This is a genomic window from Veillonella sp. S13053-19 (assembly GCF_002959835.1).
GTDB lineage: Bacteria > Bacillota > Negativicutes > Veillonellales > Veillonellaceae > Veillonella > Veillonella rogosae.
Map to the genome: position 1 here is coordinate 132,637 of NZ_PPDA01000007.1, position 12,822 is coordinate 145,458.

General features: G+C 41.2%; 11 protein-coding genes. 10 read left to right on the plus strand and 1 reads right to left on the minus strand.

Annotated features, from left to right (window positions below; all coding sequences use genetic code 11):
- The first annotated feature begins 1 nt into the window (after position 1).
- The 4 genes from trpCF (at position 2) to VEHSUH06_RS02490 (ending at position 4,710) form a co-directional block, all read left to right on the plus strand.
- A complete protein-coding gene (gene trpCF, locus VEHSUH06_RS02475; protein ID WP_105097635.1) occupies positions 2 to 1,483 on the plus strand; it encodes a bifunctional indole-3-glycerol-phosphate synthase TrpC/phosphoribosylanthranilate isomerase TrpF in 1,482 nt (493 codons plus the stop codon).
- Between the two features lie 42 nt (positions 1,484 to 1,525).
- Complete coding sequence (gene trpB, locus VEHSUH06_RS02480; RefSeq protein ID WP_105097636.1) at positions 1,526 to 2,719, plus strand: tryptophan synthase subunit beta; 1,194 nt, start codon at positions 1,526 to 1,528, stop codon at positions 2,717 to 2,719.
- Positions 2,712 to 3,503: a tryptophan synthase subunit alpha gene (trpA, locus tag VEHSUH06_RS02485; RefSeq protein WP_105097637.1), complete on the plus strand. Its 792-nt coding sequence runs from the start codon at positions 2,712 to 2,714 to the stop codon at positions 3,501 to 3,503. The genes trpB and trpA overlap by 8 nt, the downstream gene beginning before the upstream one ends.
- Before the next feature lie 118 nt (positions 3,504 to 3,621).
- Positions 3,622 to 4,710 carry a DUF805 domain-containing protein gene (locus VEHSUH06_RS02490; RefSeq protein WP_105097638.1) on the plus strand — a complete coding sequence of 363 codons (1,089 nt, stop codon included), beginning with the start codon at positions 3,622 to 3,624 and terminating at the stop codon, positions 4,708 to 4,710.
- Between the two features lie 339 nt (positions 4,711 to 5,049).
- Here the strand turns inward: VEHSUH06_RS02490 and VEHSUH06_RS10830 are convergent, their stop codons facing one another.
- Positions 5,050 to 5,190: a hypothetical protein gene (locus tag VEHSUH06_RS10830; protein WP_233187868.1), complete on the minus strand. Its 141-nt coding sequence runs from the start codon at positions 5,188 to 5,190 to the stop codon at positions 5,050 to 5,052.
- A gap of 163 nt (positions 5,191 to 5,353) precedes the next feature.
- Here VEHSUH06_RS10830 and VEHSUH06_RS02500 point away from each other — a divergent pair, with 163 nt between their 5' ends.
- The 6 genes from VEHSUH06_RS02500 (at position 5,354) to ileS (ending at position 12,785) form a co-directional block, all read left to right on the plus strand.
- Complete coding sequence (locus VEHSUH06_RS02500; protein ID WP_105097639.1) at positions 5,354 to 6,352, plus strand: DUF805 domain-containing protein; 999 nt, start codon at positions 5,354 to 5,356, stop codon at positions 6,350 to 6,352.
- A 3-nt stretch (positions 6,353 to 6,355) separates the two neighbouring features.
- Entirely contained in the window at positions 6,356 to 6,925 is a 570-nt protein-coding gene (locus tag VEHSUH06_RS02505; RefSeq protein ID WP_105097640.1) for a DUF805 domain-containing protein, read from the plus strand.
- A gap of 216 nt (positions 6,926 to 7,141) precedes the next feature.
- Positions 7,142 to 7,777: a DUF805 domain-containing protein gene (locus VEHSUH06_RS02510; RefSeq protein WP_105097641.1), complete on the plus strand. Its 636-nt coding sequence runs from the start codon at positions 7,142 to 7,144 to the stop codon at positions 7,775 to 7,777.
- 192 nt (positions 7,778 to 7,969) lie between these two features.
- Positions 7,970 to 8,497 carry a DUF805 domain-containing protein gene (locus VEHSUH06_RS02515; protein ID WP_199179715.1) on the plus strand — a complete coding sequence of 176 codons (528 nt, stop codon included), beginning with the start codon at positions 7,970 to 7,972 and terminating at the stop codon, positions 8,495 to 8,497.
- A 149-nt stretch (positions 8,498 to 8,646) separates the two neighbouring features.
- Complete coding sequence (locus tag VEHSUH06_RS02520) at positions 8,647 to 9,573, plus strand: DUF3829 domain-containing protein (RefSeq protein WP_105097642.1); 927 nt, start codon at positions 8,647 to 8,649, stop codon at positions 9,571 to 9,573.
- 377 nt (positions 9,574 to 9,950) lie between these two features.
- The gene (gene ileS / locus VEHSUH06_RS02525; protein WP_105097643.1) at positions 9,951 to 12,785 is read left to right on the plus strand and encodes an isoleucine--tRNA ligase; all 2,835 of its coding nucleotides are present in this window, start codon (positions 9,951 to 9,953) and stop codon (positions 12,783 to 12,785) included.
- Positions 12,786 to 12,822: the final 37 nt, after the last annotated feature.

Consider the following 12,822-nt stretch of genomic DNA (forward strand, 5'->3'; position numbering starts at 1 on the left):
ATTGATTTTAGATAAGATTATAGAGGCTACCAAAATTCGGGTAGCCCAAGAAAAACAGGTGGAATCGCCTGAGGCTATAAAAGCAGCGGCGTTGGCGTTACCATCTGCTACAGGATTTCCTTTTGAAGCAGCCCTTCGTCAGCAAGACTTTAACTTCATTTGTGAAGTAAAGAAGGCATCTCCATCAAAAGGCATCATAGCAGAGCACTTTCCCTATTTAGACATCGCCAAAGAATATGAAGTAGCTGGTGCTGCGGCTATCTCTGTATTAACGGAGCCAGACTTCTTTAAAGGTGATAAAAAATATTTGCAAGAAATTGCAAGCACTGTCAAAATCCCTGTACTTCGTAAGGACTTCATCATCGATGAATACCAAATCTACCAAGCGAAGGTGTGGGGCGCTAGTGCGATCCTATTAATCTGTGCATGCCTCGATGTACCAACATTGACCAAGTTCCGTGAGTTAGCTGATTCTCTTGGCTTATCCTCCTTAGTAGAGGCTCATGACGAAAAAGAAGTACAAATGGCCATCGATTGCGGTGCCCGCATTATTGGCGTTAATAACCGCAATTTGAAAGACTTCACGGTAGACGTACAAAATAGTGTGCGCTTGCGCAATCTCGTTGAAGACGATGTGATTTTCGTATCTGAAAGCGGTCTAGAAACGCCAGAGGATATCCAAGTGTTGCGGGATAACAATATTGGCGTAGCCTTGATGGGCGAAACTTTCATGCGTTCTCCCAATAAGGTTGAAAAGTTGGCATATCTCTATGGTCCCACATATTATACGCCAAAGGTTAAGATGTGTGGCATCTCTAAAGTAGAAACAATTCCGGCTATTGTAGATGCAAAGCCAGACTACATGGGCCTTGTATTTGCACCGAGCAAACGGCAAGTCACTGTAGACCAAGCTAAAACACTAGTGGAAGAACTATATAAGCAAAATGTAGTAGGAAATAATTCTGAAGCAGAACAAACTGAATCAGTAACAAGTTTAGATACAGCTAGTTCTGAAACAATTAAAACAGTAGGCGTATTCGTAAACGAAACGGTAGAAAACCTACTTAAGATTGCTGAGGAAGTCAAACTTGATGTGATTCAACTTCATGGCGATGAAGATGAGTCTTTCATCCAAATATTAAAAGAACAGTCTAATGTAGAGGTTTGGAAAGCTGTTCAAGTCCGTAGTGCTGCAGATGCAGAAAAATGGATTGATAGTAGTGCTGATATGCTTTTATTTGATGCATACCATAAAGACGAGAGGGGCGGCACAGGCGAAGTATTCGACTGGTCATCCTTAGATGAGTTTGAACGACCATTTATGCTCGCAGGTGGTATCGATAGTACCAATGTGGCCCGTGCAATTCGTACGGTTCGTCCTTATGGTATCGACATTAGCAGCGGCATTGAAACAAATGGCGTAAAAGACGATGAAAAGATGAAAGCTTTCACCAACATCGTAAGAACAATAGCCCTGTCATAACATGGCACATTAGCAGGAATGATATATAGAAAGGTAAGTTATATGAGTGAACAAAGACATGGTTATTTTGGCTCCTTTGGTGGCCAATTTATGCCAGAAACATTGATGAATGCAGTCATCGAATTGGAAGAGGCGTACAACAAGTACAAAGATGATCCTGATTTCGTACGCGAACTTGAGGATTTACATAAAAAATATACAGGCCGTCCATCCCTTTTATACTATGCAGAACGCATGACCGAGGATCTTGGGGGCGCTAAAATCTACTTAAAACGTGAAGATTTGAATCATACTGGTTCTCACAAATTGAATAACGTAATTGGCCAAATGTTATTGGCAAAACGGATGGGTAAAAAGCGCGTTATTGCTGAAACTGGTGCAGGTCAACACGGTGTTGCGACGGCGACTATTGCGGCGTTGATGGGCATGGAGTGCGAGGTATACATGGGTGCAGAGGACTGTGAACGTCAAGCGCTCAACGTATATCGCATGCAATTGCTTGGTACAAAGGTACATGCTGTAACTAGCGGTACTAGCACGTTGAAAGATGCTGTATCTGAAGCAATGCGCGAATGGACAAACCGCATGTCCGATACGCACTATGTATTGGGCTCCGTAATGGGTGCGCATCCATTCCCTATGATTGTTCGCGATTTCCAATCCATCATTAGCCGTGAAGCTCGTGAGCAAATTCTAGAAGCGGAAGGTAAATTGCCAGCAGCTGTTATGGCTTGCGTAGGCGGTGGCTCTAATGCGATGGGCATGTTCTATCACTTCATCGACGACGAAGGTGTGCGCCTCATCGGTTGTGAAGCGGCAGGTCGTGGCATCGACACAGAGGAGCATGCAGCGACAATTGCGAAGGGCTCTGTGGGGATCTTCCATGGTATGAAATCTTATTTCTGCCAAGACGAAGACGGACAAATCGCTCCTGTATATTCTATCTCTGCAGGCCTTGATTACCCTGGTATCGGCCCTGAACATGCGTACTTGTACGCTAGCGGCCGTGCAGAATACGTGCCTGTAACGGACGACGAAGCAGTAGATGCTTTCGAATACTTATCTCGCCTAGAAGGCATTATTCCAGCTATCGAGAGTGCTCACGCAGTGGCGCATGCTCGTAAAATCGCTCCTACTATGAGCAAGGACGATATCATTATTATTTGTTTATCTGGTCGTGGCGACAAAGACGTAGCGGCTATGGCGAAATACAGAGGGGTGGATCTTCATGAGTAAAATTAAAGACGCTTTCACAAAGGGCAAGGCATTCATCCCGTTCATCAGCGCTGGTGACCACGGCATCGAGACCACAGAACGTTATATTCGCGTTATGGTGAAAGCCGGTGCGGACATGGTAGAAATCGGCATTCCCTTCTCTGATCCAACGGCGGAAGGTCCAGTTATCCAAGAAGCGAGCACACGCGCTCTTGCTACAGGCGTAAAGATTAACGATATCTTTGATATGGTACGCCGTTTACGTACGGGCGATGATGCAGTGACGATTCCACTCGTATTCATGACCTATTTGAACCCAATTTACGTGTTTGGTCGCGAGAAATTCTTTACCCTCTGCGAAGAGGTGGGTATCTCTGGCGTCATCGTGCCAGACATGCCATTTGAAGAAAAAGGCGAACTAGCGAGCATTGCTAATACACATGGCGTTGAAGTAGTATCCTTGATCGCTCCAACATCTGAAAATCGCATCGAAATGATTGCTAAAGGAGCAGAAGGCTTTATCTACTGCGTATCTTCCCTTGGTGTTACAGGTATGCGCAGCGAAATCAAAACGGATATTCAATCCATCGTTGAAACGGTTCGCAAATATACAGATATCCCTGTAGCAGTTGGTTTTGGTATTTCTACACCAGCTCAAGCAGAGGCTATGGCGCGCGTATCTGACGGTGCTATCGTAGGATCTGCCATCGTTAAAATCGTTGCAGAACACGGCGAAAATGCAGACCAAGCATTATTTGATTACGTACAATCTATGAAACAAGCTGTCCAAAAGGCTGGCGCATAAAAGGGTTACCTTATATAATAGAGGCAACAAGTAAAAATAGGACCTATCATTATGATAGGCCCTATTCTTATATGCAGCATATTACGAAAATGTTTATAGTAGTGTTTTTGGAGGTCGTATGCAACGCTGTACACGTTGTGGTAAAGAAGGGCCAGATGAACAAGCCGTCTGTTTACGTTGTGGCGGGAATATGGGGCCCTTAGGTGGTCCTATTTATACAAATGTGCACCGCCAAACAGGTGTAACCATTGTAGATTTTGAACGATATAACATGGGGTATAAGGATAACTTTATCAATACCTATCTCATACAGTGGACCGTTATCAGTGGTCGTTCTTCGCGGGGAAACTATTGGCGATTTATGCTTGTCATAGCACTTCTATGGGCTCTTATGTACATGGTATGTGCTCTTATCGGTTGGGCCAATGCAGATGATTCAGATCAATTTATTGCTTGGGTATTCTTAGTTTTTATAATGCTTGTTTTTACGATTATTCCAGTTGTTAATATTACGATTCGTCGTCTCCACGATGTGAATCAATCGGGCTGGCTTGCACTGCTTATGATAGTGCCTGTCATTGGTCCATTAGTTTTATTAAATTGGACGGTGAAAGCCGGGGATCCAGAGGAAAATCGTTTTGGGAAACCGCAGTATACTGAGCCAGTCGATGAAAATTTGAGTGCTCGATTAGATATTTCTACAAGTCCTACTCGTTCTACGGATCGTACGATGATAGCTGTACTCCTTGTGAGTATGGCCCTTGCGTGGTATGGCAATTATAATATTGCGGAAGGCGTATTTAATGTCATTCGAGGTGGAGAGTTTAAAGCTGCTGCTAGATACTCTAAGGCGATAAAGTCTCAAGAAAAGTCTTATGGCCTTGAGGCTCGAATCTCTGTGGAGCGTTTCTTTGAAGAGGTCGTTAATGAGCGTTTTAGAGATGCTCATGCTCGTCTTGGTGGGGCCGAACGGGAGAAATATCCAACCAAAGAAAGCCTCGCGAAAGCCTATGAAGGTGTGCGCCGCGTAGATTACGATAAACTTGAAGTCATAGCTGACTCAAAGGATGAAGTGCAAATCGCCTTTGCGATTATAATGAGCGGCAAAAAAGATGGGGCACCATTTACTGAGCGTCGCAGTGGCACTATGATTTTGCGACCTAATAAATATACGCAATTCCAAATCGTAGAAATTAGAGAGAAGTAATTAGTATACTGATTAGTAGAGACTATACAGTTTATAATGCTCCCTAGAATCTCTATGTTTTAAACTAGCAAATTCTATATAAACGATTACAACAAAAGGACGTTATACAATGTATAACGTCCTTTTGTTAGTTAGTTTAGTTATGTCTTATATAACCAGCAGGAACTGATTATGAAAGGGGCTTAGTCATTAGAAGATTCAGAGCGCATGCTATAATAGCTTCGTTCTGCTACTTTATTTTTATCGTGTTTTTCACGGTCAGATAATTTGCGTTTTTTATGTTTTTGTTTTTTCTCGCCTTTTTTGAACCATGGATTAGCACTGCTATCAACTGTGCCATCAGCATTTTTTTTTCATACGAGGGGAGTCGCCGATAGTGAAGCGAAAATCTTTAGCTTGTGCTACATTAGCACCGATACCAACAGTTAAGAATGCCGCTAAGCTGGCCATAGCCATTACTTTAGTTAATTTAGCTTTCATAATTGTCTCCTCTATAATAAGTTGTACGAATTTTAGTTGTAAAAAATCTAATTAAAGTATAGAGAAAATTAATGAGGAGAAGATGAATAAAATAGGTTGATACATCATAGTATAATAAGATTATCTATGTTTGTATATTATCTAAAATTATAGTAGGAGTTTTATGAAACAGAGAGTATATGAGATCCTCTATCGTGAGCTAGTAGAAAACTACGCGAACAGTAAGGGACGAACGAATACAGCCGATTTTTGGCTAACCATAAGTGCCATATCCTTTGCATATGGTTTAATTACATGCATTACGGGCCTTGCAAGCTATATACCGTATGGATATCTTTATGCTGTATCCTTGGGTGGGGGCATATTAATCACTTTATCCATCTTGCTATGCTTGCCGACAATCATGCTCATGGCGAGACGATTGCGAGACTCTAATAATGATCCGATATTGATTATTTTACTGTTGGTCCCTATTTTAGGATGGCTTGCTTTATTGTATCTATTGTGCAAACGGACATCGCCAATCCAAAATCCACCAGATGTATCTAACAACGATGCAAACATATATAACAACGATGCAAACATATATAACAATGAAGTGAGCATATATAACAATGAGGGGAACGTATATAACAATGCTGCAAACACGTTACAAAAGCAATCTGTATCTGGCGTGTTTATTGTGGGCTTATTAGTATTAGGCTGGCTTGTTAATAGTGCTGGTGGCGCAATGATCAACCATAATTTGACGGTGGAAGAGACTGCCTATGGTAATTTAGAGCCTAGTGCGTTAACGAAAAAGGCTAATCGTTTGTTAGAAAGTGAAACGGCTACTACAGAGGCTCGTTCTGTGGTGAGTGCGTACTATGAAAATCTTAGTAAAGAGGATTATCATGCTGCATATCGCCAGCTAAGTGTACGTGAAATGGAGCGCTACGGTACGTTTGAACTATGGCAACAAGCGGTAGCGAAGGCACAACATCCTAAAGTAGAAACGATTCAGCTCGATTACGTGTCTCAAGATAAAGAAGATGACTATACTTTCAACTATACTGGTTTTAAAGTGACCTTTGAAAAGGGGCAAGAGCCTGTTCTAGTTCGTTTGTATAACGCTGGCAAGGGCTGGGGCATTATTAGCATCGAAGACGTGGAGGAGGACTAGGTTATGGCAACTATCAATACATATGATTTAAACTATACCGATGCCTTCAAGCTAGGTATTAAAAACTATGCTAACTTCAACGGTCGTGCTAGCCGTAGTGAATATTGGCGCTTTGTCGCAGGTATTACAATGATTCAAGGGTCCTTAGGGATTTTGGCTATGATTTGTAATGCATTGGGCCTTCTTAATTTTGAAAGCATAGTTGATAAGGTTGGTTTTTTTATATCCTTATTTTTAGTACTTCCCAATATAGCAGCTACGGCGCGACGTATGCATGATATTGGCCGCAGTGGCTGGACGCAGCTGATTTCCTTTATTCCCATTGTAGGTTTCTTTGTATTCTTAAATTATGAATTATGCCGCGGTGATCAAGGGGAAAATGCTTACGGTGAAAGAACAGGTTATATCCCAGTTACATCTGATATAAGTAAAGAAACAGGTCTTGAAGAAACGCCTTCTCGCCGTCAAGACTGGATTATGGGTATTACAATCTTCCTTATCCAATCCATTCAAATTGCAGATATTGTAGGTGAACTATTATGGTTTGGTCTTAACGGGAACGGATATATGTAATAACTACCTGTATTTATTAACATACTCATTATTTTATTTTATAAAAGTTTAACAACTCTTTTATAGACAATATAACACTTTGTAGTAAAATGAAATTAAGATGAATTCAAATTTATAGATATTAAGCAATATATAATATCTAAATTACTATATGTGTTATGTACAACAGGACCTTGTGAGCTTTACATTCCTGTCTGTCGATGGAAGGAGTTTATTATGAAACCTTGTCCATATTGTGGACATGAAGTACTGAGAAATGATCGTTATTGCCCAGACTGTGGGCATGTCCGCAAAGCCCCTATTTCGTTAGATAAATATAATCTAGGCATGATTGAAAACTTCAAACAATGTCTAGTACATAAATATGCTGACTTTGAAGGCCGCGCCAGCCGTAGTGAATATTGGAATTTCTTTTTAATGTATCAATTGCTCTTTGTAGCAATCTTGTTCACATGTGCCTTTTTAAGTTATATTAGCCCTCTCTCAAGTGCAGTAGGTGTAGGCTTCGGCTTAGTAATCCTAGTCCTACTGTCCGTAGTGATGGTCATCCCTGGCGTAGCCGTTGCAGTGCGTCGCTTGCACGACCAAGGTCGTTCTGGTGGCCTCGTATTTATCGGTTTTGTGCCTGTAATTGGGACACTTATACTATTGGTTCTCATGGCTCTTCCTGGTGAAAGCCACTCAAACCGCTTTGGTTCTCCTACAGGACAAGTAATCTTAACAAAACAAATGGCTCATGAAATCGGGCTTATCGATGCAACACCAACTATGGGACTCACAGCGGGATTGCTCTGTGCAATCTTTGTACTGTGGTTTTTGGTAGATCAATTACTTACGACGAGTGTGATGTAAAATGATAACTCTCCTTATAGCTTCGCTATAGGGAGAGTTTTTTTATAGAATATAATTGTATAAATGGTTAATATAATGCATATGTTATTCCCCAAATATATAGAAATTGAAATTCAAAATGATAGATAAAAATGATATAATGATATTTGCTTTTATTTTTATTTTATTTGTTATTTTATAGGAGAGAATACAATGACAGATTTATCTATCAAAAACCTTTCGTATGTAGATAACTTCAAACATACGGTTATGGGCAATTTTGCTAATTTTAAAGGCCGTGCAAGCCGCAGTGAATATTGGCGTTTCTATGGTATCACAATTGTTATTGCTGGTATCATTAATGTATTGAGCGCACTTTTTATGAACACTGCATTATCAAGCGTTTTTGGTCTTATTTCCATGGCGTACAACGTTGCAATTTTGTTGCCTTCCATTGGCCTTGGTGTTCGTCGTTTTCATGACGTTGGTAAAAGTGGTTGGATGCTTTTAATTAGCTTAATTCCATTTGGTATTATCTATGTTATCTACTTGCTCGCTCAAAAAGGTGACGAAGGCGATAACCAATATGGTTCCCCAGTAAGCTATGAAACAATCACAGCTGAAGAAGCTGCACGCACTGGCCTTAAAGAAACTCCAACTGAAGATATGGATCGTAAATTCATGTTCGCATGTATCGGTATCGTTATCTTCGAAGTAATCCTTATGGGTATCGTTGCATAAGCATAAACATATTTACAAAGAAAGCCTACGTATGTAGGCTTTTTCTTTTTAGGTAATTTAGATGTCTATTTATTGTCGCATATTGTTTTGACACTACTATTTTAATACAATAGTTTTACTAAAGATTAAATGTATATAGGAGAGCGTGTATGAGTGGTATAAATTGGTGGCGTCGCTTAGGGACGGTCGCTTGCGTATTGGTGTCATTAGGTTGTGTTAGTGGTTGTCAGTGGAATTTAGATAATATAAAGCAATATAGTCAAGATTCATCAGCGAAAGACATTAAAAAAGATGAAACAAAGAGGGTGTTTCGCTTCTATTTGGCTGCTACAAATGAGTTTAACTACAATGCGGTTAAACACGGGAACCAATATGATCTAATCTGGCAACAGGCAGGTGCAAATGAACCACTAACAGGTTTTAAGGTACAGGATTATGAGCGTCTTGAACAGGAACTAGTCGCTGCTAAGGAGGCGGGTCGTTCTTACGAGGAACTTGAAAGCACAACAGATGCTGTATTGCCTATCTTGCATGATATTGTAAATGATGTAAAGGCTTTAGATTCATACTATAAAGCAAAGCAGTATGAAAAAGATAATTATGCATTTAGTCAAGCTACACTGGCTAAGCTTTCAGTGTTATTAGAAGTATTTGAACCAAAATATGAAGCGTTAAATGAGGCAGTTACAGCTGCTCATAAAAAGGAACGTAATAAAGATATTGAGTCTATGCGTTCGAATGGTCAAGTGAATGGCGCTCATATGGTGGAGATGATGGGGTACTATAGTGATATCGTTAGCCATATAATTGACCAAGGGCCTAATAGTGATGTGCAATGGGTGAAAGCCCAAAAGGAAGCAGCAAATGCAATTGTACCTAAGTTCACATCTGTAGAGGTACAAAATCGGATTGATCAAGCTAAGAATCTTGATGCGGCTATTGATGCATTTGTAGCAGAACAAAGTGCTGAGACACATCATGAGGTAATTTCACAATATAATGAGCTAGTTCGGACACCAATGAATTTTAAATTACTAGATAAAACGCAAGATGCTTATATACCTGAAGGTGTATAGTTTGCTTGTTGACAATTTCCCCATTTGAGTCCTATAATTATCTATTATATGAATATTGCGTTGAAAAAGACGGCACGTCTCAGACGGATTTAGTAGAGACCAAACTCATGGGCTGAAAGGTTTGGAAATTTAGAGATTTGCGGATCACTTTGGAGCAAGCGGCAACGCCGCCGGTGAACACCGTTATATGTTTAAGTGGCTTTCATAGTTATGTGATGAGTTGCGTCCTATAAGTTACCATCATGCAGGCGCATGGTGTGACGATTGCAAAATATGCGGTGGCGCTAGCTTTCACAGAAGGTCAGTAGGGTGGTACCACGGATATTACGTCCGTCCCTTCGGGGACGGGCGATTTTTTTATGTAAAAGGAGCACATCATGGATTACGGTAAGACGTTACATTTGCCTGAAACAGAATTCCCAATGCGCGGCAATTTGCCTAAGCGCGAACCAGAAATCTTAAAATTCTGGGAAGATAACAAAATTTACGAAAAACGTTTGGAATTGCGTAAGGACGCAAAACCTTTCATCTTGCATGATGGCCCTCCATACGCAAATGGTAAATTGCACATCGGTCATGCCCTCAACAAAACGCTGAAGGACATCATCATGAAATACAAAACAATGACTGGTCATTATACTCGCTATATCCCTGGTTGGGATACGCACGGTTTGCCAATCGAGCATGCGGTTATCAAAAATACTGGTCTTAACCGTCATGAAATGGCACCTCTTGATTTGCGCAATAAATGTAAGGAATATGCATTAGAATGCGTAGAAAACCAAAAACAAGACTTCATTCGCTTTGGTGTATTAGGCGAATGGGAACGCCCTTATTTGACATTGCGCCCTGAGTTCGAAGTAAAACAACTTGGTATCTTCGGCGAAATGGCAAAACGCGGTCATATCTATAAAGGTCTTAAAACTGTATACTGGTGTACTCACTGCGAAACTGCATTGGCAGAGGCAGAAATCGAATACGCTGAGAAAAAATCTTTCTCCATCTATGTAAAATTCCCTTACGTATCTGAGAAAAAGGTAACATTGCCAGCTGGCGTAGATCCAAAACAAGCATTTGCTGTTATCTGGACAACTACTCCTTGGACAATGCCTGCCAACGTAGCAATCTCCGTTAACCCTGACCTTGAATATGGCTGGGTAAAAGTAGGCGAAGAATACTACTTGATGGCGACTGAACTCGTTGATGCGGCTATGAAAGATATCGGTATTGAAGACTACGAAATCGTAAATCGTTTCTCCGGTGCAGACTTAGAGTTGGCAGATTTCAAACATCCATTTGTAGAACGTAAATCTACTGTATTATGTGGTGATCATGTAACACTTGAAGCTGGTACTGGTTGTGTACATACAGCGCCTGCACACGGTGAAGACGACTTTAACATCGTTCAACGTTATAATAAAGACGGCAAAACTGAGCTTCCTATCGTATCCCTTGTTAACGAAACTGGTAACTACACTAAACAAGTAGACGACAATCGTTATGGCGATACTGAGTTCCCATTGGCTGGCGTAGAAATTCACGATGCAGAGGTGCCTGTTATCAAAATCTTGGCGCACAATAATGCATTGCTTAGCAAATCTAGCTTGCGCCACCAATACGCACACTGCTGGCGTTGTAAAAACCCTGTTATCTACCGCGCTACAGAACAATGGTTCTCCTCTGTAGATGGGTACCGTCAACAAGCGCTTGATGCTATCGATAACCAAGTACAATGGATTCCTAAATGGGGCCATGACCGTATCTTCAACATGGTTCGTGACCGCGGTGACTGGGTAATTTCCCGTCAACGTATTTGGGGCGTGCCAATTCCTATTTACTATTGTGAAAGCTGTGGCGAGCACATCATCAATGACGATACTATGTCTGCATTGCTTGAAAAAGTAGCTGTAGAAGGTTCCGACGCATGGTGGGCACACAGTGCAAAAGAATTGTTACCAGAAGGCTTCAAATGTCCTCATTGCGGTCATGATGAGTTCAAAAAAGAAACTGACATCATGGACGTATGGTTCGACTCTGGCTCCTCTTGGGCTGGCGTACTTGAAGTTAACGATCTTGAAGTACCATGTGCTATGTACCTTGAAGGTTCTGACCAACATCGTGGCTGGTTCAACTCTTCCTTGTTAACTGCAGTGGCAACAACAGGTAAGGCACCTTACAACTCCGTATTGACACACGGCTTCGTTGTGGACGGTGAAGGTCGCAAAATGTCTAAATCTGTAGGTAATACAGTAGCACCTAGCGACATCATCGACGTATACGGCGCTGACGTTATGCGTTTGTGGGTATCCTCTGCGGATTACCAAGCAGACGTACGTTTGTCCAAAGACATCGTAAAACAATTATCCGAAGTATACCGTAAGATCCGTAATACATTCCGCTTCTTGCTTGGTAACTTGGATGACTTCAATCCAAATACTGATAAAGTGGCTTACGCAGACATGTCTGAATTCGATAAATGGGCATTGTTGCGCTTAGAAGAAGTACGTCAAAAAGTTTCTGATGCGTACGAAAACTATGAATTCCACATGTTGTATCATGCAATTCATAACTTCTGTACAGTAGACTTGAGCTCCATCTACCTTGATGTAATGAAAGATACTATGTACGCTGAAAGCAAAAACAACGTAGCTCGTCGTTCTGCTCAAACAGCAATGTATGAAATCTTAAAAACATTAGTAGCAATGGTATCTCCAGTACTTTCTTTCACAGCGGAAGAAGTTTGGAAATACATGCCTAAAGAAGAAGGCATGCCTGTATCCGTTATGCTTCAAGATTGGCCACAAGGTCATCCTGAACACTTCAACCAAGAATTGGCTGATAAATGGAACCAATTGTTAGACTTGCGTACATCTGTACAAAAAGCATTGGAACTTGCTCGTCAAGACAAAACAATCGGTCACCCACTAGATGCATCTGTTACAGTATACGCTGAAGGTGCTGCATTCGACGCATTGAACGCTCTTGGTGAAGAAGGCTTGGCTAAACTTGTTATCGTATCCGAAGCTCACATCGTAAACGGCGCTGCTCCAGCAGAGGCTGTTAAAGACGAAGAAACAGGCGTGGCTACAGTAGTTGCTGCATCTGGTCTCGAAAAATGTGAACGCTGCTGGATCCACCGCGATACAGTAGGTCAAGATAGCGAACATCCTACACTTTGCAATCGCTGCGCAGACGTTGTAAAAACTCTATAATTATAGATAAAATAGAAAACCCTTCTCTAACACATTT

Excerpts from the sequence above, each read along its gene's own strand:
- trpB (WP_105097636.1), top strand. The coding sequence starts at position 1,526 with ATGAGTGAACAAAGACATGGTTATTTTGGCTCCTTTGGTGGCCAATTT.
- trpA (WP_105097637.1), top strand. The coding sequence starts at position 2,712 with ATGAGTAAAATTAAAGACGCTTTCACAAAGGGCAAGGCATTCATCCCG.
- VEHSUH06_RS02490 (WP_105097638.1), top strand. The coding sequence starts at position 3,622 with ATGCAACGCTGTACACGTTGTGGTAAAGAAGGGCCAGATGAACAAGCC.
- VEHSUH06_RS10830 (WP_233187868.1), bottom strand. The coding sequence starts at position 5,190 with ATGAAAGCTAAATTAACTAAAGTAATGGCTATGGCCAGCTTAGCGGCA.
- VEHSUH06_RS02500 (WP_105097639.1), top strand. The coding sequence starts at position 5,354 with ATGAAACAGAGAGTATATGAGATCCTCTATCGTGAGCTAGTAGAAAAC.
- VEHSUH06_RS02505 (WP_105097640.1), top strand. The coding sequence starts at position 6,356 with ATGGCAACTATCAATACATATGATTTAAACTATACCGATGCCTTCAAG.
- VEHSUH06_RS02510 (WP_105097641.1), top strand. The coding sequence starts at position 7,142 with ATGAAACCTTGTCCATATTGTGGACATGAAGTACTGAGAAATGATCGT.
- VEHSUH06_RS02515 (WP_199179715.1), top strand. The coding sequence starts at position 7,970 with ATGACAGATTTATCTATCAAAAACCTTTCGTATGTAGATAACTTCAAA.
- VEHSUH06_RS02520 (WP_105097642.1), top strand. The coding sequence starts at position 8,647 with ATGAGTGGTATAAATTGGTGGCGTCGCTTAGGGACGGTCGCTTGCGTA.
- ileS (WP_105097643.1), top strand. The coding sequence starts at position 9,951 with ATGGATTACGGTAAGACGTTACATTTGCCTGAAACAGAATTCCCAATG.